The organism is Sphaerisporangium sp. NPDC005289 (genome assembly GCF_040607455.1).
GTDB classification, from domain to species: domain Bacteria; phylum Actinomycetota; class Actinomycetes; order Streptosporangiales; family Streptosporangiaceae; genus Sphaerisporangium; species Sphaerisporangium rhizosphaerae.
Genome location: NZ_JBEXGS010000010.1, coordinates 141,371 through 163,942, shown reverse-complemented (window position 1 = coordinate 163,942; position 22,572 = coordinate 141,371). Strand labels below are relative to the sequence as shown.

Annotated in this window: 21 protein-coding genes; 11 read left to right on the top strand and 10 right to left on the bottom strand. The window is 73.3% G+C overall.

What is annotated here, in order from left to right:
* Window positions 1-25: 25 nt before the first annotated feature.
* The 6 genes from lipB to ABZT47_RS19460 form a co-directional block, all read right to left on the bottom strand.
* Entirely contained in the window at window positions 26-694 is a 669-nt protein-coding gene (gene lipB, locus ABZT47_RS19485; RefSeq protein ID WP_354843875.1) for a lipoyl(octanoyl) transferase LipB, read from the bottom strand.
* A 94-nt stretch (window positions 695-788) separates the two neighbouring features.
* Complete coding sequence (locus ABZT47_RS19480; protein WP_354843564.1) at window positions 789-1,523, bottom strand: peptidase E; 735 nt, start codon at window positions 1,521-1,523, stop codon at window positions 789-791.
* Between the two features lie 99 nt (window positions 1,524-1,622).
* The gene (locus ABZT47_RS19475; protein ID WP_354843561.1) at window positions 1,623-2,615 is read right to left on the bottom strand and encodes a DUF1731 domain-containing protein; all 993 of its coding nucleotides are present in this window, start codon (window positions 2,613-2,615) and stop codon (window positions 1,623-1,625) included.
* A gap of 127 nt (window positions 2,616-2,742) precedes the next feature.
* Window positions 2,743-4,200 (bottom strand): 2-oxoglutarate dehydrogenase, E2 component, dihydrolipoamide succinyltransferase, encoded by a 1,458-nt coding sequence (gene sucB, locus ABZT47_RS19470; protein WP_354843558.1) that lies wholly within the window; start codon window positions 4,198-4,200, stop codon window positions 2,743-2,745.
* Window positions 4,201-4,233: 33 nt separating this feature from the next.
* Entirely contained in the window at window positions 4,234-5,613 is a 1,380-nt protein-coding gene (lpdA, locus tag ABZT47_RS19465) for a dihydrolipoyl dehydrogenase (RefSeq protein WP_354843555.1), read from the bottom strand.
* A gap of 174 nt (window positions 5,614-5,787) precedes the next feature.
* Window positions 5,788-7,290: a leucyl aminopeptidase gene (locus tag ABZT47_RS19460; RefSeq protein WP_354843551.1), complete on the bottom strand. Its 1,503-nt coding sequence runs from the start codon at window positions 7,288-7,290 to the stop codon at window positions 5,788-5,790.
* A 144-nt stretch (window positions 7,291-7,434) separates the two neighbouring features.
* Between ABZT47_RS19460 and ABZT47_RS19455 the strand changes: the two genes are divergently transcribed.
* Together ABZT47_RS19455 and ABZT47_RS19450 are read left to right on the top strand one after the other, a co-directional pair.
* A complete protein-coding gene (locus ABZT47_RS19455; protein ID WP_354843548.1) occupies window positions 7,435-7,788 on the top strand; it encodes a GntR family transcriptional regulator in 354 nt (117 codons plus the stop codon).
* Complete coding sequence (locus ABZT47_RS19450; RefSeq protein WP_354843546.1) at window positions 7,785-8,771, top strand: DUF1648 domain-containing protein; 987 nt, start codon at window positions 7,785-7,787, stop codon at window positions 8,769-8,771. The genes ABZT47_RS19455 and ABZT47_RS19450 overlap by 4 nt, the downstream gene beginning before the upstream one ends.
* Before the next feature lie 29 nt (window positions 8,772-8,800).
* Here ABZT47_RS19450 and ABZT47_RS19445 read toward each other — a convergent pair whose 3' ends face one another.
* Entirely contained in the window at window positions 8,801-9,583 is a 783-nt protein-coding gene (locus ABZT47_RS19445; RefSeq protein ID WP_354843543.1) for an adenosylcobinamide-GDP ribazoletransferase, read from the bottom strand.
* Window positions 9,584-9,698: 115 nt separating this feature from the next.
* Window positions 9,699-10,802 (bottom strand): bifunctional adenosylcobinamide kinase/adenosylcobinamide-phosphate guanylyltransferase, encoded by a 1,104-nt coding sequence (locus ABZT47_RS19440; protein WP_354843540.1) that lies wholly within the window; start codon window positions 10,800-10,802, stop codon window positions 9,699-9,701.
* Between the two features lie 354 nt (window positions 10,803-11,156).
* Here ABZT47_RS19440 and ABZT47_RS19435 point away from each other — a divergent pair, with 354 nt between their 5' ends.
* Window positions 11,157-11,363, top strand: a complete 207-nt coding sequence (locus tag ABZT47_RS19435; protein WP_354843537.1) for a hypothetical protein — start codon at window positions 11,157-11,159, stop codon at window positions 11,361-11,363.
* A gap of 126 nt (window positions 11,364-11,489) precedes the next feature.
* Here the strand turns inward: ABZT47_RS19435 and ABZT47_RS19430 are convergent, their stop codons facing one another.
* Entirely contained in the window at window positions 11,490-12,494 is a 1,005-nt protein-coding gene (locus ABZT47_RS19430; protein WP_354843534.1) for an aldo/keto reductase family protein, read from the bottom strand.
* Window positions 12,495-12,550: 56 nt separating this feature from the next.
* Here ABZT47_RS19430 and ABZT47_RS19425 point away from each other — a divergent pair, with 56 nt between their 5' ends.
* Window positions 12,551-13,609: a hypothetical protein gene (locus tag ABZT47_RS19425; protein ID WP_354843531.1), complete on the top strand. Its 1,059-nt coding sequence runs from the start codon at window positions 12,551-12,553 to the stop codon at window positions 13,607-13,609.
* Between the two features lie 165 nt (window positions 13,610-13,774).
* Here the strand turns inward: ABZT47_RS19425 and ABZT47_RS19420 are convergent, their stop codons facing one another.
* Complete coding sequence (locus ABZT47_RS19420; protein WP_354843528.1) at window positions 13,775-14,398, bottom strand: DUF3043 domain-containing protein; 624 nt, start codon at window positions 14,396-14,398, stop codon at window positions 13,775-13,777.
* 233 nt (window positions 14,399-14,631) lie between these two features.
* On the opposite strand from ABZT47_RS19420, the gene ABZT47_RS19415 reads away from it, so the two are divergent.
* The 7 genes from ABZT47_RS19415 to ABZT47_RS19385 all read left to right on the top strand — a co-directional run bounded on the left by ABZT47_RS19415 (window position 14,632) and on the right by ABZT47_RS19385 (window position 22,553).
* Window positions 14,632-15,456 (top strand): PspA/IM30 family protein, encoded by an 825-nt coding sequence (locus tag ABZT47_RS19415; protein WP_354843525.1) that lies wholly within the window; start codon window positions 14,632-14,634, stop codon window positions 15,454-15,456.
* A complete protein-coding gene (locus ABZT47_RS19410; protein ID WP_354843522.1) occupies window positions 15,453-15,731 on the top strand; it encodes a hypothetical protein in 279 nt (92 codons plus the stop codon). The genes ABZT47_RS19415 and ABZT47_RS19410 overlap by 4 nt, the downstream gene beginning before the upstream one ends.
* Before the next feature lie 9 nt (window positions 15,732-15,740).
* Entirely contained in the window at window positions 15,741-16,649 is a 909-nt protein-coding gene (gene htpX, locus ABZT47_RS19405; RefSeq protein WP_354843519.1) for a zinc metalloprotease HtpX, read from the top strand.
* 5 nt (window positions 16,650-16,654) lie between these two features.
* Window positions 16,655-17,215, top strand: coding sequence for a hypothetical protein (locus tag ABZT47_RS19400; protein ID WP_354843516.1), 561 nt, complete (start codon window positions 16,655-16,657; stop codon window positions 17,213-17,215).
* Between the two features lie 162 nt (window positions 17,216-17,377).
* Window positions 17,378-19,207 carry a phosphatidylglycerol lysyltransferase domain-containing protein gene (locus ABZT47_RS19395; protein WP_354843513.1) on the top strand — a complete coding sequence of 610 codons (1,830 nt, stop codon included), beginning with the start codon at window positions 17,378-17,380 and terminating at the stop codon, window positions 19,205-19,207.
* A 130-nt stretch (window positions 19,208-19,337) separates the two neighbouring features.
* Entirely contained in the window at window positions 19,338-21,626 is a 2,289-nt protein-coding gene (locus ABZT47_RS19390) for a protein kinase (protein ID WP_354843510.1), read from the top strand.
* A 72-nt stretch (window positions 21,627-21,698) separates the two neighbouring features.
* Window positions 21,699-22,553, top strand: coding sequence for an SIMPL domain-containing protein (locus ABZT47_RS19385; protein ID WP_354843507.1), 855 nt, complete (start codon window positions 21,699-21,701; stop codon window positions 22,551-22,553).
* The last annotated feature ends 19 nt before the right edge of the window (window positions 22,554-22,572 follow it).

The window sequence follows — 22,572 nt, the reverse complement described above, 5'->3', positions numbered from 1 at the left end:
GGCTCACGGCCCCTCCGGAGAGCGGTCAGAGCCGCCCGGACAGCAGGTCCTCCTCCTGGACGTCGACTCCTTCGGCGCCCAGGGCCTCGGCCAGGCGCCGCTCGGCGAACGGCAGCACCTCGTCGACGGTGATGCGCCGCCCGGTCTCGGCCGACAGCGAGGTGACCCCGGCGTCGCTGATGCCGCACGGGATGATGCGGTTGAACCAGCTCGGGTCGTTGGCACAGTTGAGGGCGTAGCCGTGCATGGTGACGCCCTTGGCCACCCGGATGCCGATGGCGCCGAGCTTGCGGTCGGGCAGGCCGCTGGAGGGGTCGCCGGCGACCCAGACGCCGCTGCGCCCCTCGACCCGGCCGCCGACCACGCCGAAGTCGGCGCACACCTTGATCAGCGCCTCCTCCAGCAGCCGGACGTAGGCGATGACGTCGAGCGCCTCGGTGAGCCGGACGATGGGATAGCCGACGAGCTGGCCGGGACCATGCCAGGTGATCTTGCCGCCGCGGTCGACGTCGATGACCGGGGTGCCGTCGGTGGGACGCTCCTCGGGGCGGGTGCGCTTGCCGGCGGTGTAGACGGGGGCGTGCTCCAGCAGCATGCAGGTGTCGGGGATCAGGCCGGCCGCCCGGCGGGCGTGGACCTCACGCTGGAGCTCCCACGCCTGCTCGTAGGGCACGTCGACTCCGAGGCGGACCAGCGCGAGTCTGCGAGGCTCACCGCCGTTGGTTCCTGCCTGCTTGGTCTGGTCGGCGCGCTCAGTCACGGTGCAAGCCTAACGCGAGGTCAGGCGCTCACGCGGTCAGCGGGCGCGGGTCGATGCGGACTTCCTTGACTCCGGTGCCGTCGCGCTCGACGCGGTAGGCGTGGCCCCGGGGGTCCACGGTGACGGCCTGGATGAACTCGGTGCCGACGTAGTGCAGCGCCACCCCCTCGTCGGCGGCGTAGCCCTCGGGCAGCTCGCCGGAGGCGATCGACTCGTGCAGCAGGGCGCGGCGCTGCGGGTCGGAGTTGTAGTGCACCCCGCAGGAGTAGGGCAGCAGGCCGAGGCCCTCGGCCCACGGGCGCAGGACCGGACCGAAGGAATCGGTGTTGCCGCCCACGTGCCAGCACAGCGCGCCGGCGCTCTGACCTGCCAGGACGACACCGGCCCGCCAGGCCTCATCCATCGCCTCGTCCAGGCCGTGCAGCCGCCACAGCGCGGCCAGGTTGGCGACGCTGCCGCCGCTGACGTAGACGGCGTCCTGTTCCAGGAGCCACTCGCGGGGGTTGTCGACGTTCGGCATCGGGAACAGCGCGAGGTGGCTGACCTCGACGTCCCACGCCTGGAACGCGCCGTACATCTTCAGCAGCCACTCGGCGTCGTCGCCGGTGGCGGTGGCGAGCAGCCCGAGCTTCGGGCGGTCCTGGCCGGTGAGGTCGAGCGCGTACCGGAGCAGGCCCGAGGGCTCCATGACGCCCTGGCGCGGCGAGGAGACGAACGAACCGCCGCCGATGGCGAGGATGTGGGACTGGCCGAGCCTGCTCATGATCTCTCCTGCTGCCTGTTGGGAAGGGCGGGGAGGACCCTGCCTGGAAGGCGCACGGGCCGGACGCGGCCACCCTCCCGTTGTCACCGGACCGGCACCCTAGAGTATGGCGGCCAGGGCCCCGTCGAGACGCGGATGCCGGAACCGGTACCCCATCTCCAGCAGGCGGCGGGGAAGCGCGCGCTGGCCGATGAGCACGCCCTCGTCGGCCAGGTCGCCGAGGGCCGCGCGCAGCGCGAACCCGGGCACCGCCACCGGCATGGTGGGGCGGTGCAACGCCCGGCCGAGGGCCCGGGTGAACTCCGCGTTGGTGACCGGCGTGGGGGCGGTGAGGTTGACCGGCCCGCGGACCTCGGGCTCGTCCATGATGTGCAGCACGGCGCCCACCCAGTCGGGAAGGGTGATCCACGAGACGTACTGCCGGCCGGAGCCCAGGGGCGCGCCGACGCCGAGCCGGAACACCGGCAGCATCTTGCCGAGGAAGCCGCCCTCGGGGGCGAGGACGTGCCCGGTGCGCAGCCGGACGACGCGGACGCCGGCCTGCTCGGCGGCGGCGGTCTCGGCCTCCCACGCGAGCACCAGCTCGGCGAGCCACCGCCCGTGCTCGCGCGCCCGGCCGCCCTGCGCGGACCGGGGCGTCTCGCCGCCCGGGGCCGCGGCCGGCTCGCCGGTGCGGGGGTCGAGCGGACGCCACCCCGGCGGGGGCTGCCAGGACTCGTCGACCGGGTGCTCGCCGGTGTCCCCGTAGAGGCCGATGGCCGAGCCGCTGAGCCAGACGCGCGGCCGGTGCTCCAGCCCCGCCATCGTGGCGGCGAGGGTGCGGGTGCTGTCGACGCGGCTGGTGACCAGCTCGCGCCGGTGCTCGGGCGTCCACCGGCGGTCGGCGATGCCCGCCCCGGCGAGATGGACGACGGCCTCGGCGCCCTCGAGCACCGAGGGCGCCAGAATGCCCTCGCGCGGATCCCAGAACGCCTCGTCCGGCGCGGCGGGCGTGCGGCGGACGAGCCTGACGACCGTGCGGCCCTGTTCGCGCAGGGCGCGCACGAGCGCCGAACCGAGAAGCCCGGACGAGCCGGTGACCACGACTGCCATGCGATCACCCTACGTCCGCCGCCGCCCGTCGCCCCGGCAGCCCCCGCGTCATCACCGCGTGTCAGCCCCGGCGATGCCCGGTGATGCCCGGCCATGCCGGGCCCGGCCGGAGCCGGGCCCGTGGTGGTCAGCCCAGGCCGAGCTGGTTCTCGAACCGGCCCTCTTCCAGGCGGCGCTTGACCGTGGTCAGGAAGCGGGCGGCGTCGGCGCCGTCGACCAGGCGGTGGTCGTAGGTCAGCGCCAGGTACACCATGGAGCGGACCGCGATGACCTCGCCCTCGGGCGTGTCCAGGACGACCGGGCGCTTGACGACCGCGCCGGTGCCGAGGATGGCGACCTGCGGCTGGTTGATGATCGGCGTGTCGAACAGCGCGCCGCGGCTGCCGGTGTTGGTCAGCGTGAACGTGCCGCCGGACAGCTCGTCCGGGCTCACCTTGTTGGTGCGGGTGCGCTCGGCCAGGTCGGCGATCTTCCGGGCGAGACCGGCGATGTTGAGGTCGCCGGCGTCCTTGATCACCGCGGAGGCGAGCCCGCGCTCGGCGTCGACCGCGAACGCCAGGTGCTCGTGGTCGAAGTAGGTGACCTCGTTGGTCTCGCTGTTGATCACCGCGTTGAGCTTGGGGTGCTGCTTGAGCGCCTCGACCGTCGCCAGCGCGAAGAACGGCATGAAGCTGAGCTTCACGCCCTCGCGGCGCTGGAAGTCGGCCTTGGCGCGGTCGCGCAGCCGCGCGATCTTGGTGACGTCGACCTCGACGACCGAGGTGAGCTGCGCGGAGGTCTGCAGCGACTCCATCGTGCGCTTGGCGATGGTCTGCCGCATGCGCGACATCTTCTCGGTGCGGCCGCGCAGCGTGGTGTCGGCCTGCACCGGCTCGGGCGCCGAGGCGGCGACCGGGGCGGCGGCCTGCGGAGCCGGAGCCTGCGCGGCCTGGGCCTGCGCCTGCGCCGCCTGCTCGCGCTGGACGCGCGCGGCCTCCAGGACGTCCTGCTTGCGGATGCGGCCGCCGACGCCGGTGCCGGTGAGGGCGTCCAGGTCGACGCCGTGCTCGGTGGCGAGCTTGCGCACCAGCGGCGTGACGTACGGGCTCTCGCCGGTGGCGCCGGACGCGATCGGCGCCGGCGCCGCGGCGGCCGGCGCCTGCTGCGGGGCCTGCTGCTGCGGGGCCGGGCGCGGCGGCGCGGCCTGCGGAGCCGGCGGCTGCGGGATGGAGGAGACCGGCGCCTGCTGCGGAGCCGGGGCGGGCTCGGGCGCCTTGGCCGGCTCGGGCTCGGGTTCGGGCTGCGGCTCGGGCTGGGCCTGCGCCTGGGGTTCGGCCTGCGCGGGCGCGGCCGAACCGGCCCCGGCGCCGTCCTGGTCGATGATGGCGAGCTCGGCGCCGACCTCGACGGTCTCGTCCTCAGCCACGACGATCTTGGTGAGCACGCCCGCGGACGGGGAGGGGATCTCGGTGTCGACCTTGTCGGTGGAGACTTCGAGCAAGGGCTCGTCGGTCTCGACCTGGTCCCCTTCCTTCTTCAACCAGCGGGTGACGGTGCCCTCGGTCACGCTCTCGCCGAGCTGGGGCATGGTTACGGAAACCGGCATGGTGTCGTCTTCTCTCGCGTTTCCTGTGAGGGCTTAGTTGTGTACGTGCAGGGGCTTGCCGGCGAGCGCGAGCATCGCCTCGCCGACGGCCTCGGACTGGGTCGGGTGAGCGTGGATGAGCTGGGCCACCTCGGAGGGCAGTGCCTCCCAGTTGTAGATGAGCTGGCCTTCGGTGACGAGTTCACCCATGCGCTTGCCGACCATGTGGACCCCGAGGACGGGGCCGTCCTTCGCGGAAATGATCTTGACGGCGCCCTGGGTGCCGATGATCTGGCTCTTGGGGTTGCCGCCGAGGTCGTAGACCAGCTCGGTGATCTCGTGGCCGCGCTCCTTGGCGACGGCCGAGGTGATGCCGACCGAGGCGACCTCGGGGTCGGAGTAGGTGATGCGCGGCACGCCCGCGTAGTCGATCGGCACGGGGGACAGGCCGGCGATGTGCTCGGCGACGAGGATGCCCTCGGCGAAGCCCGCGTGCGCGAGCTGCAGGGTGGGGATGAGGTCGCCGACCGCGTAGACGCCGGGCACGCTGGTCTGGCAGAACTCGTCCACCACGACGGTGCCGCGCTCGATGGCGACGCCGGCCTCCTCGAAGCCCATGCCCGAGGTGACGGCCCCGCGGCCGACGGCCACCAGCAGCAGCTCGGCCTCGAAGGTCTTGCCGCCCTCGAGGGTCACCACGACGCCGGTGTCGCTGGTCTTCACGCTCTCGAAGCGGGTGCCCAGCTCGTACTTGATGCCGCGGCGGCGGAAAGCGCGCTCGAGCAGCTTGGAGCTGGACTCCTCCTCCAGGGGGAGCAGGTGGGGCAGGGCCTCCACGATGGTGACCTCGGCGCCGAAGGACTTCCAGACGGAGGCGAACTCGACGCCGATGACGCCGCCGCCGAGCACGATCACCGAGGAGGGCACGCGGTCGAGCTTGAGCGCGTGGTCGCTGGTGATGACGCGCTCGCCGTCGATGTCGAGGCCGGGGAGCGACCGCGGGACCGACCCGGTGGCCAGCACGATGTTGTGGCCCTCGACGACCTGGTCGCCGACGACGACGCGCTTGGCGCCGTCCAGCCGGCCCTCGCCCTCGATGATCGTGACGCCCCTGCTCTTGAGCAGGCCCTGCACGCCCTTCCAGGCGCGGTTGACGATCTTGTCCTTGAAGGCGTGGACACCGGGCATCTCGACGCCCTCGAAGTGGGCCTTGACGCCGACGCTCGTGGCCTCGCGGGTCTCGTCGGCGACCTCCGCCGCGTGCAGGAGAGCCTTGGTGGGGATGCAACCCCGGTGCAGGCACGTGCCGCCGATCTTGTCCTTCTCGATCAGCGCGACGCTCTTGCCCAGCTCTGCCGCCCGCAGGGCGCAGGCGTACCCGCCGCTGCCGCCGCCCAGGACAACGATGTCGTAGGGGCCGCTGCCATCAGCCACTGGAAAGCTCCTTGTCGGATCGGTGGGCCCTCACGGCCGGGTCATGCCCGCTCTCGCGGCGCGCCCGGCCTGCCCAACAGCATCTTTTCACTTGTCTCGCGTATTCGTGACGCGCGCGGTGCGCCGGTGTGGACCGGCGGCGTGGCCGCCGGTCTCCCCGGCGCACCGCGCTCATCATGCCTCGTGACCGCTCTGGTGACGCTCGGCCAGCGCGACGAGGGTACGAGTGATCACGCCGGTGCCGCCCTTGGGGATGTACCCGTAGGGGGCCTCCTTGTTGAAGGCGGGGCCGGCGATGTCGAGGTGGGCCCAGCGCACGCCCTCGGGGACGAACTCGCGCAGGAAGATGCCCGCCGCGAGCATGCTGCCAGAGCGCTCGGGGTTGAGGTTGGCGATGTCGGCGATCGGGGAGTCCAGGCCCTTGCGCAGCTCCTCGGGCAGCGGCATGCCCCAGGCTCCCTCGCCCTGCGCCGTGGCGGCCTCGACGACCTCCTCGCGCAGTTCGTCGTCGGAGGCCATGACGCCGCTGGTGCGCCAGCCGAGGGCGACGATCTGGCCGCCGGTGAGGGTGGCCACGTCGACGATGATGTCGGGGTCGTCCTCGGCGGCGCGGGCGATGCCGTCCACCAGCACCAGGCGGCCCTCGGCGTCGGTGTCGAGGACCTCGACGGTCTTGCCGGCGTAGGTGTGCAGCACATCGGAGGGGCGCTGGGCGCTGCCGCTCGGCATGTTCTCGGCCAGGCACAGGTAGCCGACGGCGTTGACCCGCAGGCCGAGCCGGGCGATGGCGAGCAGGGCGCCGAACACCGCGCCCGCGCCGCCCATGTCGGACTTCATCCACGCCATGGAGGCGGACGGCTTGAGCGACAGGCCGCCGGAGTCGAAGGTGATGCCCTTGCCGACGTAGGCGACGGTCGTGGTGGCGTCGGGATGGGAGTAACCCAGGCGCACCAGGCGGGGAGGGTTCACCGAGCCCTGGCCGACGCCGACGATGCCGCCGTAGCCGCCCTCCTTCAGGGCCGTCTCGTCGAGCACCTCGACCGACAGGCCGGCCTTGGCCGCGGTCTCCTCGGTGATCTCGGCGAAGCGCGCGGGCGACAGGTCGGACGGCGGGGTGTTGACCAGGTCGCGGACCAGCGTGACCGACTCGGCCAGCGTCGCGGCCCGGCCCACCGCGCCGTCGGCGCCGGGGGCGTCGCTCAGCACGGTGACCGTCTCGAGCGGCGCCTGCCGGCCCTCGCCCGTGCGGTAGCGGGCGAAGTCGTAGGCGCCGAGCAGCGCGCCGAGCGCCACGGCCTCGGCCTGCTCGGGCGTGGCGGCGGGCAGCGCGAAGGCGGCCTCCGTCGTGCCGGCGAGCGAGCGGGCGGCCGCGCCGGCCGCCCGGCGCAGCGTCTCGAGGTCGTGCGCCCCCTCCTGCGCGGGGGCCTCGCCGAGCCCGACCGCGACGATCACCGGTGCGGGCACGGCGCCGAAGGAGGGGAACTTGGCGATCTCGCCGGCCTTGCCGGAGAACCCCAGCGCTTGCAGCGTGGGCGTGAGCCCGCCGGTGATGGCGGCGTCCAGGGCTTGCGCGCCGGGCGCGGGGCGGGGGCCGTCGGGCGAGGTATTGATGCCGACTACGAGGGCGCCGGTCTCGACCGGGCCCGAGTCAGAGGCGTTGAGTCGCACTGTCGTCACGTAGGCCGATGCTAGCCGTGCTTCTCCCGTACGCATAAACACGGGTTCGTCCTACGTATGGGAGGCCGCCTGTGGCGTCGATGATGCCAATGGCGCTAGTACCATCGTGCGTTTGATGTGAATGATGCTAGTGTCAATGGCACTATGCTGCTCACCCTCGATCTGAACGACCCGCGGCCGCTGCACGAACAGGTCACCGGAGCGATCAGGCGCGCCGTCGCGTCGGGCCTGGTGGTGCCCGGTCAGCGGCTGCCTCCGGCGCGCGAGCTCGCCGCCGCCATCGGTGTCAACGCCAACACGGTGCTGCGCGCCCTGCGGCAACTGCGCGACGAGGGCGTCCTTGAGTTCCGCCGCGGCCGGGGCGTCTCGGTGCTCGCTTCCCCCGACGGAGGCGAGGTCGTCCGGCGCATGGCGCGCGAGCTGCTGGAGGAGGCCGAACGCTACGGCCACGGCCCGGCGGACGTCATAGAGATCATCAAGGAGCTGGAGTCGTCATGACGTACCGATCGCGGTTCCTGCTGACGGCGGGCGCGTGGGCCGCGTCGGTGACCGCCGCCCTCGTCGTGGTCCCCCTCGTGCTCCGCGCCCGGCTGCCCGAGCCGCTGGCCACCCACTGGGGACCGCCGGGAGCGCCGGACGGCGCGTCGTCCTTCTGGGCCGCCCTCGGCCTGCAGACGGCGTTGTGGGCGGTGTTCGCGGGCCTCGCGGCGTCCATGGTGCTCCGCGGGGACGCCGTGCGGCACAGGGCGCGCAGGAAGGCGGCCGCCGCGATGCTCGCCGGCGGCGCCGGACTGGCGCTGGGCACGCAGTGGACGACGCTCGGCGCCAACCTCGGCCGCGCCACCTGGCGGGACGCCGGAGCGGTCGGCGGCCGGGTTCCGCTGGTCCTCGCCGGAGCGGTCCTGCTCGGGGTGATCGGCCGGCTGCTCGCCTCGGCGGGGCCCGGCGACCCGCCGGAGGAGGGGGCGGCGCGGCTGCCCAGGCTCCGCCTGCGCGCCGACCGGCGCTCGGTGTGGGTCTCGGCGGCCTCCAACCGCTGGATGTCCGGCCTGTGCCTCGCCGCCCTGGCCGGTCTCGCCGTCCTCGCGGTCCTCGGCCTGGTCACCGGGGACGGCCGCATCCGCGACACCGCCGTCCCGCTGGTGATCGTCGCGGTGGTCGGCTGGGCCCTGTCGACGGTCGGCGCCCGGGTGAGCGAGCAGGGCCTGGTCATCTCGTTCGGCCCCTTCCAGTGGCCCACGCGGACGATCCCGCTCGACAAGATCCAGAGCGCCAGAGCCGAGGTGCGCCATCCGCTCGAAGTCGGCGGCTGGGGAATCCGCGGCCTCCCCGGGGCGTCCACCATCATGATCCGCGGCGGCGAGTGCCTCGTCGTGCGCTACACCTCCGGAGGCGAGCTGGCCGTGTCCGTGGACGACGCCGCACGTGGCGCTGCGCTGCTCAACGCCCTGGTCTCCGCCCGTCCGGCCGTGTCCTCCTGACCTGCCGGGCGGGGAGGAGCCCGCCGCGTTCAGGGGGCGGCGGCGCAGACGATCAGGGCGGCCGCGGTGGCGACCTCGACCAGGGCGCCCAGCACGTCGCCGGTGATCCCGCCGAGCCGCCGGACGGCGTGGGCGCGCACCGCCCAGGCCGCGCCGAGACCGGCCGCGACCGCCACCGGGAAGACGACCGGGGCGCCCGCGAGCAGGCCGAGCACGAGGGCCCCTGCCGCGACCGCCGCCGTCGCGATGATCGCCGTACTCTGCCGGACCGTCCCGGCGACCATGGCGCCGAGGCCGCCGGCACGAGCGGACGGCACCCCGGTCACGCAGGCCCAGGTCACCGCCAGCCGCCCGGTGACGACGGTGAGCGCGAGCGCCGTGGGCCCGGCCTCGGAGGCCGCCGCCGCCTGCGTGAGCAGCGTGAAGACCAGCGTCACGACGCCGAACGGACCGATGTCGGAGCGCTTCATGATGTCCAGGGCCTGCCCGGCCGGCTTGCCGCTGCCCAGGCCGTCGGCCAGGTCGGCCAGCCCGTCCAGGTGCAGGCCGCGGGTGAGCACGGCGAGGGTGCCGAGGCCGAGCGCCGCGGCCAGCAGCGGCGAGACCAGCAGCCCGGCGGCGGCCATGACCGCCGCACCGGCCAGGCCCAGGCCGAGCCCGATCAGCGGCGCCAGCGTCATGGCCCATCCGGCGGTGACGCGGTCGGTGCGGGGCAGCCCGGCCGGCCAGATGGTGAAGGTGCCGGCGGCCAGGCGCAGTCCTGCGGCGACCGGCTCCTCCGGCGCGGAGGACGCGGGCGTGTCAGGGGACATATCAGGAGGCATATCGGCGGCCCGGTCGAAGAGGTCTCACAGGGAACGAGGGACGACGCGGACGGCGGCATCGGCGGCCCGCCCGGCGCGGTCTCACAGGGGTCTCACAGGGCTCTCACAGGGGGAGGGGGACGACGCGGCCGGCGACGACGAAGACGGCCTCCTCCGACTCGGCGGCCAGACGCTGGTTCAGCCGGCCGAGGGCGTCGCGGAACACCCGCCCGCTGGCCGTGGCGGGGACCACGCTGAGGCCGACCTCGTCGCTGACCGCGACCACCTGCGCCCGGGTCTGCCGCCAGGCGGCCACCAACTCGTCGCAGCGCGCCGCGACCGCGTCCAGGGCCGTCCCGAACCGTCCGGGCTTGCGGCCCCTCGGCCGGTCGTGGGCGGGATCGTCCCACGCCCCGCACGCGTCGAAGACCGCGGCGAGCCAGGTGCCGACGCCGTCGATCAGCAGCGGCCCCGTCTCGGAGCGCAGCAACGCCTCCAGCTCGGTGGTCTCGACGGTCGTCCAGTACGGCGGACGCCGCAGCCGATGGGCGCGGACCCGGGCCAGCCACTCGGCGTCGCGCCCGCCGGTCGGCCCGGTCGCGACGTAGGTGACGTCGGGCTCGGTGATCAGCCGCAGCTCGGCCTCGCCGGACTTGCCCGAGCGGGCGCCGCCGAGGACCAGCGCCCGCCTGGGCAGGGGCGGGCGCGCCGTCGCCGGGGTGCGTGTGTCGATGATCGTGCCGTCGTCCACCATCTCGCCGCCCCAGAAGCCGAGCCGCCTGCGCAGCTCGCCCTCCGAGGGGAGCCGGTGGTCCAGGTTGACGGCCACGACCTGCGTGCGGGCGGTGACCAGGCCGCGCCTGCGCAGGTCGCCGAGGCGCTGGGGCCGGTCGAGCAGGTCGATGAGCACCAGGTCGTAGGCGTCCTCCGCCCAGGAGGGAGAGGGGGAGCCGGACAGGTCGTCGGCGGAGACGGCGTACAGCACACGCCCGCGGTCGGGGCCGCTCACGGCGTAGCCGTCCGGCGTGACGGTCATCCGGTAGCCCTTGGGCATCGCCGCGGGAGGAGCCAGGGGGAGGCCGGCGGGCGGAGCGAGCCGCACCGCGTCGTCGAGCACGACGGCGGTGGGCAGGCGGTGGCCGGGGGACAGGCGGCGGCACGACGCGCACCCGCAGTTGGGCTCGGGCCAGCCGTACGGACCGGCGGTGCCGGATAGCAGGACCTTCACTATGCCCGTGCCGCGCTGGTCGCCTCGGCGGAGGTGGCGGGAGCCGCGACGGCCGCCGTCACGGGAGCGCGAGCTGGCGCGGCCGGGCGTGCGGGCGCCGTCGCGCGTCCGGGTCCGGCGGCCGGGGCCGTCGGGCGTCCTGGTCCGGCGGCGGGGGCCGGAAGTCGGAAGTTGGGCGGCATCGTCCGGCCTCCAATCTCGGCTGTCGCGCGGTCGCGCAGGTCCGCTCCGTTCTGCCCGGCCTCTGGCCTGTCCCGCCGCGCGCACGGCAAGATCTGCGGCAGACTCCAGGGGATAGGGTCTGCACAGCCTGGTGAGGGCATTGGGCAAACCCCACGAAAAGGAGCGTATGGCATGACTTGGCGCTGGCGTTATGAAAACGCTAACGGTGGTGAGGTTTTGGACGGCCCGCTTCCGCGCGAGATCTTCCCGAGTCAGGCCGATGCCGAGTCATGGCTCGGTGAGAACTGGCGCACCTTGCTCGAGGCGGGAGTCGAGCAGGTCACGCTGCTGGAAGACGACAAAGTGGAGTACGCCGGGATGTCGCTGCGTGTGGAGTGAGCGCGGGGCCCCTTGGCTTTCCTGATGCCCATGTGACAAACGTTGTCAGAGTGACCGAAATACCAAGGGGCCCGAGACGACTCCTTTACGGCCGCGCCTTCATGCCGGCCCGGCGAAGGCGAGCCGTCAGCGCCCAGGCCGGGACGGCGGGCTCTGGGTCTTGGCCGGGTCGCGCTCGACGATCGCGCCCAGCGCGGAGTCGATCCTGGACATCACCTCGGCGTCGAGCTTCACCCCCGACGCCTTGACGTTGTCGGCCACCTGCTCGGGGCGGGTGGCGCCGATGATGGCCGAGGAGACGTTCGGGTTCTGCAGCACCCAGGCGACGGCCAGCTGCGCCATGCTGAGCCCCAGGTCCGCGGCGATGGGCTTGAGCTCCTGCACGCGCGACAGCACGTCGTCGTCCATGAACCGCGAGATGAAGCCCGACCCGGACGGGTCGGTCGCCCGCGACCCGGCGGGCGGGGCCTGGCCGGGCAGGTACTTGCCGGTGAGGATGCCCTGCGCGATGGGCGACCAGACGATCTGCCCGACGCCCTCCTTCTCGCACAGCGGCACGATCTCGGCCTCGATCACCCGCCACAGCATCGAGTACTGCGGCTGGTTGGAGATCAGCCGGTCGAAGCCCATCTCGTCGGCGATCTTCAGTGCGTCGGCGATCTGGGAGGCGGACCACTCGCTGACGCCGACGTACAGGACCTTGCCCTGCCGCACGAGGTCGTCGAAGGTCTTCAGCGTCTCCTCGAGCGGCGTCTCGTAGTCGTAGCGGTGTGCCTGGTACAGGTCGACGTAGTCGGTCTGCAGGCGGCGCAGCGAGCCGTGGATGCTCTCGGTGATGTGCTTGCGCGACAGCCCCGCGTTGTTCGGCCCCGGCCCGGTCGGCCAGTACACCTTGGTGAAGATCTCGACCGACTCGCGGCGCACGCCCTTCAGCGCGCGGCCGAGGACCTCCTCCGCCTTGGTGGCGGCGTAGACGTCGGCGGTGTCGAAAGTGGTGATGTCCGCGTCGAGGGCGGCCCGCACGCATTCCTTGGCGGCGTCCTCCTCTACCTGCGAGCCATGGGTGATCCAGTTGCCGTAGCTGATCTCGCTGACCATGAGACCGCTGCGACCGAGATGGCGATATTGCATGCTTTTGACCCTAACCGTCGCGTACCGGTGATCTGTTTCGGGGTAGTCTGCCCCGGGTGCGGCGGTTGATCACACGCGGGGTTGTACGGCGCGCGCTCGCGGTGGCCGCCGCGGGCGCGGCCCTGGCCATGGCGGCCTACGCCCTGCGCATCCTCACCCGCCGGCCGACCGCGCCCCACCCCCTCACGCCCCGCCCCGACACTCTTCCCGCGCTCCGAGCCGGCGCCCCTCCCGCTCCCCTGGACGAACGCGGGCCGGAGCGGACCGTCGTCCGGCGGCGGGGACGGCGGGCGGCGCCGGTCGCCGTGCTGTGCCTCGCGGTCGTGACGGCCGCCCTGCTCGGCGCCCGTGCCATACGGGACACCCCCGCGCCGGCCGCCGCCACCGCCCCGTCCCAGCTCGCGTCGCAGACCACCCCCTCACCCGGCGCGGTGGCCGGCACCGCCTCGCCGGAGGTCATCGCCTCGCCGGAGGTCACCGCGGGACCCGCCACGCCCGCGGGTGGCGCGTGCCCGCCTGAAGGACGCCGGGTCCTGGCCCGGCCGCTGGACCCACGGGTGCGCGCGGCGGTGGACCGCCAGTGGCGGCGCGTCGAAAGGTGGCTGCGGGCGAACGCGCCGGTGACCTATGCGGCTCTGCGTCCTCCGGCCAGGGCGCGGGCCATCGCGGTCGCCGAGGCGCAGACCGGCCTGCGGTTTCCGGCCGGCCTGCGGGCGTCGCTGCTGCGCCACGACGGCTCCAGCGCGGGGGGCGCGGTGCTGCCCGGCCTGCGCGACCTCGGCGTGCGCGAGATCCGCGACACCTGGCGCGCGCTGTGCGCCGGGCGGGGCCCGGCCGACTGGCCCGCGGGGCGGTGGGACGGCCGGTCGATTCCTTTCGCCGTGCCCGCGCCGGGCGTCGCCGGAGCGTCCGCCGTGATCGTCCCCGGACGGGGCGACGTCGGCCGCCCGAGCGCCGAGGGAGTCACGCGCGACCCGCGGAACGACTGGACGTCGTCGTACGCGCTGCTCAGGGCGACGGCCGGGGCGTTGGAGGCAGGGCGGCCGGTACGGGGGCTGAGGCCTGTGGTGTCAGGTGGCCGTCTGCGCTGGGCCCCGCGGGGTTCCTCGCCGTAGACCGGCGCCGGTTTCGCCGACCACCTTCCCACCGCCCCGGCGCCGAACAGCAGATCGTCATGGGGCAGAGCGCCTGCCGGGGTACGCGGCGCCGCGGGCGCTGACGGTGCGCGACCGGACAGGGGCCGACCTATCGGCCGCGCGGGTGGTGGGGAGGCGTGGAAGCTAGTTCTTGGGGGGGACGGGTTTGCCGCCGGGGAGGACGGTGGGCGGGGGGAAGCGCAGACGGCGGATCTGCATCGCCCGCATGGCCGCGTAGAAGCCGACGCCCTTGAGGCTCTCGTCCGGCAGGCGCTGCGCGGCCTCCTTCTTCACCCGCTGCGCCACCCACACCGCGCTCACCGCGACCACGACGATCATCGCCGGCCACAGGATGGTGATGGCGTAGGAGTACAGGAGCATCCCGGTCTGGCCGCCGAACATCGGGACCGTCCACAGGATGACGAGCAGCAACAGCGAGACGGGAAGGAAATACTGGCTGATCGTGCGGCGCGAGTCGACCCAGTCGCGGGCGAGCTTGCGCGCGGGCCCGCGGTCTCGCGCGGGGAGATAGCGGTCGTCGCCCCGCAGCATGCCCTCACGGGCGCGCGTCCGCTCTGAGGCCTGGCGCTCGCGCGCCTGCTTGTAGGCCTCTTTGCGGTTGCTGGGAGCGGTCACCGGCTGGCGGCGGCGGCCTTCGGCCTCGCGGCGTTTGGGGGTTGGCCGGCCCTTTCCCGCGGTTTTCGCCAGCGTCTCTGAAGACGGAGTGGGGCTGTCATCCACGGGGGCCTGCGTGCGACGTCGGAACACGACGTCAGCCTACCGGGGGTGCAACTTAATGACGCCCTCGTGCGTTATGCGTAGGGTGGACCTACGCGACTTTGCCGCGATAATCGGGGGCTGACGATGAGCGGGCAGCCTGTGGAGTTGCGAGTCGGCGCGAGGGAGCATGGATGCCAGCGAAGCGAGCATACGGCCGGCGAGCGTCGCAGCGAGCGGGAGCATAGGCACAGCACTACCTAAGAAGGGGACGGCCAACGCGCATGAGCGTGATGAAGAGACTTTCCATGATCTTCAAGTCCAAGGCCAACAAGGCCCTGGACAAGATGGAGGATCCGCGCGAGACCCTCGACTACTCCTATCAGCGGCAGCTTGAGCTTCTGCAGAAGGTACGCCGGGGCGTGGCCGATGTCGCCACCTCGCGCAAGCGGGTGGAGCTGCAGATCAACCAGATCCAGCAGCAGGCGAAGAAGTATGAGGACCAGGGCCGCAAGGCGCTGAGCGTGGGGCGTGAAGACCTGGCGCGTGAGGCGCTGAGCCGTCGCTCGGCCCTGCAGACCCAGATCGCCGACCTGCAGGTGCAGCACAACAACCTGCAGGGCGAAGAGGAGAAGCTCACCCTCGCCAGCCAGCGCCTGCAGACCAAGGTCGACTCCTTCCGCCACAAGAAGGAGACCATCAAGGCGACCTACACCGCCGCCGAGGCCCAAACCCGCATCAACGAGGCGTTCTCCGGCATCTCCGAAGAGATGGGCGACGTGGGTCTGGCGATCCAGCGCGCCGAGGACAAGACCGCCCAGATGCAGGCGCGCGCGGGCGCGATCGACGAGCTGCTGGCGAGCGGCGCTCTGGACGACTTCAGCGGCCAGCGCAACGACGACATCCAGGCCGAGCTCGACCGCATGGGCGGCGGCAGCGACGTCGAGCTCGAGCTCGCCCGCATGAAGGCCGAGCTGGGCCAGGGCCCCGCGCCGCGTGACGCGATCGAGGCCGGCCACCCGGGTCAGCAGCAGGCGCCGCCGCAGCAGCAGCCGCAGTCGCAGTCGCACCCCACCCAGCAGTACCGCCAGCCGGGGGAGGGCCTGTGATCGTCCGCATCATGGGCGAGGGCCAGGTCGAGGTGGCCGAGGGCGACATCGACGTGCTGAACTCCCTCGACAGCGAGCTCGAGGCCGCCATCGAGATCGACGACGAGCCGCAGTTCCGCACCAAGCTCCACGCGCTGCTCGACAAGGTGCGCCAGATCGGCAAACCGCTTCCCGACGACGCCCTGGAGCCCTCCGAGCTCATTTTGCCGCCGGCCGACGCTTCGATCGACGAAGTGAGGGGCATGCTGGGCGATTCGGGGCTTATCCCGGGATAGTTTGTAGATATGACACAAACCCGGTACGCCCCCGACCGGGGTCTGACGGTGCGCATGGTGACGACCATGTTCCTGCTGGGCCTGCTCTACGTCGTCTTCGTGGGCGTCCTGATCGCCCTGGGGGTCCAGGCGGTCGTGGTCCTCGTCCTGGCCGGGGGCCTCCTGCTGGTCCAGTACTTCTTCTCCGACAAGATCGCGTTGTTCGCGATGCACGGACGGGAGGTCTCCCGGCAGGAGGCGCCCGAGCTGCACGGCCTGATCGACCGGCTGTGCGTCATGGCGGACGCACCCAAGCCGCGGGTGGCGATCGCCGACACCGATGTGCCCAACGCCTTCGCCACCGGGCGCAACCAGAAGAACTCCGTGGTGTGCGTGACCACCGGCCTGCTGCGCCGGCTCGACCCGCTGGAGCTGGAGGGCGTCATCGCCCACGAGATGTCCCATGTCGCCCACCGGGACGTCGCGGTGATGACCATCGCCTCCTTCCTGGGCATCGTCGCCGGTCTCATGACGCGCTTCGCGCTCTACTCGGGCCTCGGCCGCGACCGGGGCAACAACAACGGCCCGCCCATCGGCCTCATCATCATGCTGGTCTCGATCGTCGTGTACGCGATCAGCTTCCTGCTGACCCGGGCGCTGTCGCGCTACCGCGAGCTGTCGGCCGACCGGGCCGGGGCCCTGCTGACCCAGCGGCCCTCCGCCCTGGCCAGCGCTCTGGTGAAGGTCACCGGCGAGATGTCGCGCATCCCGACGCGCGACCTGCGCGAGGCGCAGCCGTTCAACGCCTTCTTCTTCACCCCGGCGATCTCCGGTCGCGCGGGCGCGAGCCTGGCCACCCTGTTCGCCACCCACCCGCCGCTGGAGCGCAGGCTGGAGCAGCTCAGCACGATCGCCGCCCAGCTCGGCCGGGGAGCCTGAGCCCGATGGGCTGGCTGGACGCCCTGCTCGGCCGCAGCAAGCCCGCCCGGCCGAACCTCGACGCGCTGTTCGCGCTGCCGTCCGCGGCGGTGACCCTGCAGGCCGCCACCGGCTTCGAGCCGACCGGCCTGGGCTCGGTGTGCTTCCGCTCCGCCGAGGGCGGGGCGTTCGCCACGCTCCAGCGGGACATCAGGGAACTGCTCGGCGACGTCGAGGTCGAACGCTCGCAGGACTCCTACGGCTACACCTGGCTGCTGGTGCGGCGCCCGGCCGACGACCTGAGCTCGCTGGTCACCGACCTGCACGGGGTGAACTCCTCGCTGGAGGGCGCCGGCTTCGGCCCGTCGCTGCTGTGCTCGCTGGTCACCTTCACCGACGACCAGCGGCGCGCCCTCGCGGTCGTCTACCTCTACAAGCAGGGCACCTTCTACCCGTTCGCGCCGCTGGCCGGCGAGCGCAGGGACAACGCGCTGGAGCTCCAGGTTCGCGGGGCGATCTCCGGTGAGCTGCGCGTCGAGCCCGAACTGTCCCGCTGGTTTCCTCTCTGGGGCGCGCCGGGTCTGTGATCCCGCGCCGGCCCGGCCCGGCGACCGCCTGTTCCCCCTGCTTCGTCCCTGCCCCGCGTCAAGGGCACGTACGAGAACGATCACCCCGGTCGTTCCGCCCCTTAGCCAGGCGAAACGCGGGGTATACCACCCGGCAGATCAGCCATCGCCGGGGGGAAACAGGTGGCAGTGACCGACCATGGCCGCGCTGGGGCGGCCGCAGAGACCCACGCGGCGGAGCGGCTGCGCGCGGTCGTGCCGCGCGTGATGTCGGTGTGCATCGCCATCGCCGCGGTGTACTCGGCCGTGATCGCGCTGATCGCGCCGGTACGCCACCTGCTGAGGCCGCTCACCGGCCTGATCGAGATGGCGGTCTTCCCCGTCGAGCCGAACCTAGGCTACGCGGTGTTCCTCGGCATCCTCGCCGGAGCCCTGGCCCGGCACAAACGCGCCGCTTACTGGGTGCTGGTCGCCTTCTTCTCCCTGCTGGTGCTGGGCAACCTCGCCGTCGTGCTGTCGGCGTCGCTCATGCCCGACCTGGTGGAGGAGTACGCCCTGATGGGCCAGGTGGTGGCCTCGGAGGTCAACCTGTCGGTGTCGGCCGTCGTGCTCGGCATCCTGGCGGCGGCGCACAACCAGTTCTTCGCGCCGATGCGGCGGGCGTCGTTCCGCAAGGCGCTGCTCACGCTGGGCTCGCTGCTCGCCGTGGCCTTCGGCGTCGGGTACGGCCTGGTGATGCTGTTCCCGGGTACGTTGCGGCCCCGGGACCACCTGCCCTGGGCGCTGGAACGGACGCTCGGCGGGGTGGTGACGCTGGACTTCTACCGCACCGGCCGGCCGCCGTTCTGGGTGAACTCCGTCATCGGCCTGCTGAGCGCCGTCGCGGTGCTGGTCGCCTTCGCCGTGCTGTTCCGCTCGCAGCGGGCCCGGGCCGAGCTGCCGCCCGACAGCGAGACGCGCATCAGGGCGCTGCTGTCGGCCTACGGCTCGCGTGACTCGCTCGGCTACTTCGCCACCCGCCGCGACCGGGCGGCCATCTTCTCGCCCAGCGGCAAGGCGGCGGTGTCCTACCGCGTGGTGGCCGGCGTCTGCCTGGCCGGCGGGGACCCCATCGGCGACGTCGAGGCGTGGGGACCGGCCATCCGGGCCTGGATGGACGAGGCGCGGCGCTACGGGTGGGCGCCCGCCGTCATCGGGCCCAGTGAAGCCGCCGCCCACGCCTACGCGCGCGCCGGGCTGCGCGTGCTGGAGCTCGGGGACGAGGCCGTCATCGAGGTCGCCGAGTTCGGCCTGGAAGGCCGCGAGATGCGCGGGGTGCGGCAGGCGGTCAACCGGGTCGGGCGCGCGGGCTTCACGTTGCGCGTGCGGCGGCACAGCGAGCTGTCGGCCGAGGAGGCGCGCCAGATCATCGAGCGCGCCGCCGCCTGGCGCGACACCGAGACCGAGCGGGGGTTCTCCATGGCCCTGAGCAGGCTCGGCGACCCGGCGGACGGCGAGTGCGTGCTGGTGGAGGCGAGGGACGCGGCCGGCGAGCCCGCCGCCATGCTGTCGTTCGTGCCGTGGGGCGACGACGGCTTGTCGCTGGACCTGATGCGGCGCGACCGGCACGCCGACAACGGGCTGATGGAGTTCATGGTCGCCGGGCTGATCACCCAGGCCGCGGCGTTCGGCGTCAAGCACGTCTCGCTCAACTTCGCCATGTTCCGCTCGGTGTTCGAGGGCGGGGCGCGGCTCGGCGCCGGGCCGGTGCTGCGCCTGTGGCGGCGCGCGCTGGTGTTCTTCTCCCGGTGGTGGCAGCTCGAGTCGCTGTACCGGGCCAACGCCAAGTACCACCCCCGGTGGGTGCCGCGCTTCCTGGCCTACGACGACACTCGCGACCTGCCCAGGGTGGGGCTGGCTTCGGCGATCGCCGAGGGGTTCCTCACCGTGCCGAGCCTGCTCACCCTGCTGCGCCGCCGCCGGCGCGCCGCCGCCGGCCGCCCCGCGGAGGGTGGCCGTTCCGCCGGCGGCTGAGCCGCCGGGACGGGCGGTTCCTTGTGCCGGGTCACGCTACGAGTACGGCTTGCAGCCGGTAGTTCTAGATTCCTCCAAGTCCGCGCCACAATGGGGCGACAAGCCCAATAAGCGGGGGACGGAGGGCGCCATGTCGGACCCGGTGCCGTTACGGCCGGGTGATCCCGCGCGGGTCGGGGGCTACGAGCTCACCGGCCGGCTGGGGGAGGGAGGCCAGGGGGTCGTCTATCTCGGCCGCACTCCGGCGGGCGCGCCGGTGGCCGTGAAGGTGCTCCGCTCCGACCTGGCGCAGAACGAGGAGGCGCTGGCCAGGTTCGTCCGGGAGGTGTCCACGGCCGTCCGCGTGGCGACCTTCTGCACCGCCCAGGTGATCGAGACCGGGGTGGCCGACCAGCGGCCGTTCATCGTCAGCGAGTACATCGACGGTCCGACCCTCATGGCCGTGGTCGAGCGCGAGGGGCCCCGCCAGGGCGCGGCCCTGCACCGGCTGGCCATCGGCACCGTCACGGCGCTGGTCGCCATCCACCAGGCCGGCATCGTGCACCGCGACTTCAAGCCCTCCAACGTGCTGCTCGGCGCGGACGGGCCCCGGGTGATCGACTTCGGCATCGCCAGGGCCCTGGACAGGAGCTCCACGCTGACCTCGACGCTGGTCGGCACGCCCGCCTACGTCACCCCCGAGCAGCTCGCGGGGGAGCAGGCCGGTCCGGCCGCCGACATGTTCGCCTGGGCGGGCACCATGGTGTTCGCCGCGACCGGCGAGCCGCCCTTCGGCGCCGACAGCCTCCCGGCCGTCTTCCACCGGATCATGAACCTGGAGCCGGATCTCGGCGCGCTGGACGAGCGGCTGCGCGTCATCGTGGCCGCCTGCCTGGCCAAGGACCCGGCCGCCCGGCCGGCAGCGGGCGAGGTGCTCATGCGGCTGCTCGGACACGACGGCGCCGGCCCCGCGCCGGCCGCCGTGATCATGGCGGAGGGGTCGGCCGTCGCCCAGCCCCATCTCTCCCACTCCTGGCCGGGCCCCGCGACGGCGTCCGGCGGGCGGCCGTACCCGCCACCGCCGCCCCGGCCGGGTGGCCCGTCCCTCACCGGCTCGTCCCCTGCCGGTCCCTTCTCCACCGGCCCGTTCTCCACCGGCTCATCCTTGACCGGCCCGTCCTTGAACGGCTCCTCCTTGAACGGCCCGTCCTCCGCCGGCCGGTCCTCAACCGGCTCGTCCTTGAACGGCCCGTCCTTCACCGACCCCTCCTCCGCCGGCCCGGCCGAAGTCCGGACGGCCCCGCCCTCCGCCTCGCCCACCGAAGGGTCCTCCGGGGGGAAGGGGCGGCTTCCGCTGGTGGTGGCGGGCGTCGTCGCGGGCGCGCTCGTCCTGGGCGGCGCCGGATACCTGATCGCCCAGCCGTCGGCCGGCGCCCCGGGGCCGCGGGTCTCCGCGGACGGCACCGCGGGCACGCAGGGGCGCCCCGGCGAGCGGGCCGGACGCTCCTCCGGCCCGGCCACGTCCGGCGGGGCGAGCCCGGCGGCGACGGCGCCGCCCGCCGCCACCAGGACGATCGAACTGCCGGGCAGCACGGTGACGATCTACGAGAGCGACGGCGACCCGGTCAGGCTGACCTTCTACAGCCTGGACAACGGCACGCGCGCCTACATCAGGGACGACGGCGCGAACTCCTTCACCAAGACGAGCAAGTACTTCGAGTACGTGGTGAGCGGCGACGGCCGGCGGGCGCTCGGCGTCGACACCCTCTACACCAAGGACGGCCACTCCGCCGTCTCCCTGGTCGACCGGGCCGGCGCCGGGCGCACGATGATAAGGATCGCCAAGGCGCCGGTGTACCCGTCCTACCCGCAGTGGTCGCCCGACGGCACCAAGGTGCTGGTCACGGTGAACGAGGCCGTCGGCGGCACCAGCCGCGGCCGCGGCTACGCGATCATCGACGTGGCGCGCAGGAAGGCCAGGATCGTCCACGTGAAGGAGAAGGACGTCGGCCGCTGGAGCTACTTCTGGCGGGGCGACGGCAGGGCCGTCGGCACCTGGGCCCTGAAGGGCGGCACCCGGCGCATCCGGTTCTACGACCTCGACGGCACCGTGCTGCAGACGTTGCTGCGGGTCGGGAGCCCGCTCACCGTCGAGGGCGACGACATGTCGCCGTCGGGGAACCTCTTCCTCACCTCCTGCGCCGGCCGCGGCCAGATCTGCGTGTGGACGGCGGACGGCGAGGAGCGCGCGCGCTTCGCCTTCCCGACCGACCGGGTCATCGGCTGGTACGACGACGCCCACATCGCGGCCTGGCGAAAGAAGGGCAGAGGGTACGAGGCCGTGGTCGTCGACCTGAAGGGCAGGGCCGGCCGCGTCCTGGCGACGGCCGGGGCGGCGGAGTACCCAAAACTGTCCCTGCGCTACACCAGGGCCGCCTGAGGTTGGTCAAGATCCGGCCGCGCCTGGGAAGGGCGCGCCGGAGCCGGGGCCGGCCGGTGGTGCCATGTGCACATGACCACGTTCAGCGCGGCCCTGGCGGCCGCCGCCTTCGTCTTCACCGGAGCGCAGGCGGCCCCCGCCCTCGCGGCCAACCCCACCCTCGCGCCGGCCCCCGCCCTCACGGCCACCCCCGCCCCCACGCCGGCCCCCGCCCTCACGGCCACCCCCGCCCCCACGCCGGCCCCCGCCCTCACGGTCTCCGCCGCCCCCGCGCCGGCCCATGCCCACCTCCGCGACGCCGCGAGGTCGCCGTCGCATCGTGGGCGCGCCGGCGATCCGACCGAGCTCTCCGTCAGCGGACGCGGCGTCGTCCAGACGACGCCGGACGTGATGCGCCTCACCGCCGGCGTGGAGGTGCGCCGAGATCGGGCGGGGGAGGCGTTCGCCGCCGCCAAGGCCGCCGCGCTCAAGCTGAACCAGGCGCTGCTGGGCGCCGGCGTGGCCGAGCGGGACCTGCGCACCAATGACCTGTCTCTCGCCGCCGACTACGACAAGTACCCCAAGGTCGTCGGATACCGGGCCGCCCAGGGCGTCGAGGCGCTGGTGCGCGACCTGTCCCGGGCGGACGCGGTGGTGCAGGCGGTCGCGGGGGTGGGGGAGGAGGCGCGCCTGAACGGCATCTCCTTCGAGGTCTCCAAGGGGGCGGCGCTGGTGAAGGCCGCGCGCGCCGCCGCGGTCCGCGACGCGCACGACAAGGCGCGGCACTACGCCGAGCTGACCGGGCGCGGGCTGGGCCGGGTGCTGAAGCTGGAGGAAGAGGGCGACACCTCGCCCTCCCGCTTCGCGATGCTGACCGAGAAGTCCGGCGTCAACCCCGGGCAGGGCACGGTCACCCTCACGGTGCGGGTCGTCTACGAGCTCACCTGAGCCCGGCCGCACCTCCCGG

Excerpts from the sequence above, each read along its gene's own strand:
- ABZT47_RS19455 (WP_354843548.1), top strand. The coding sequence starts at position 7,435 with ATGCTGCTCACCCTCGATCTGAACGACCCGCGGCCGCTGCACGAACAG.
- ABZT47_RS19415 (WP_354843525.1), top strand. The coding sequence starts at position 14,632 with ATGAGCGTGATGAAGAGACTTTCCATGATCTTCAAGTCCAAGGCCAAC.
- ABZT47_RS19400 (WP_354843516.1), top strand. The coding sequence starts at position 16,655 with ATGGGCTGGCTGGACGCCCTGCTCGGCCGCAGCAAGCCCGCCCGGCCG.
- ABZT47_RS19445 (WP_354843543.1), bottom strand. The coding sequence starts at position 9,583 with ATGTCCCCTGACACGCCCGCGTCCTCCGCGCCGGAGGAGCCGGTCGCC.
- ABZT47_RS19435 (WP_354843537.1), top strand. The coding sequence starts at position 11,157 with ATGACTTGGCGCTGGCGTTATGAAAACGCTAACGGTGGTGAGGTTTTG.
- ABZT47_RS19390 (WP_354843510.1), top strand. The coding sequence starts at position 19,338 with ATGTCGGACCCGGTGCCGTTACGGCCGGGTGATCCCGCGCGGGTCGGG.
- ABZT47_RS19450 (WP_354843546.1), top strand. The coding sequence starts at position 7,785 with ATGACGTACCGATCGCGGTTCCTGCTGACGGCGGGCGCGTGGGCCGCG.
- ABZT47_RS19475 (WP_354843561.1), bottom strand. The coding sequence starts at position 2,615 with ATGGCAGTCGTGGTCACCGGCTCGTCCGGGCTTCTCGGTTCGGCGCTC.
- ABZT47_RS19480 (WP_354843564.1), bottom strand. The coding sequence starts at position 1,523 with ATGAGCAGGCTCGGCCAGTCCCACATCCTCGCCATCGGCGGCGGTTCG.
- sucB (WP_354843558.1), bottom strand. The coding sequence starts at position 4,200 with ATGCCGGTTTCCGTAACCATGCCCCAGCTCGGCGAGAGCGTGACCGAG.
- ABZT47_RS19385 (WP_354843507.1), top strand. The coding sequence starts at position 21,699 with ATGACCACGTTCAGCGCGGCCCTGGCGGCCGCCGCCTTCGTCTTCACC.
- ABZT47_RS19430 (WP_354843534.1), bottom strand. The coding sequence starts at position 12,494 with ATGCAATATCGCCATCTCGGTCGCAGCGGTCTCATGGTCAGCGAGATC.
- htpX (WP_354843519.1), top strand. The coding sequence starts at position 15,741 with ATGACACAAACCCGGTACGCCCCCGACCGGGGTCTGACGGTGCGCATG.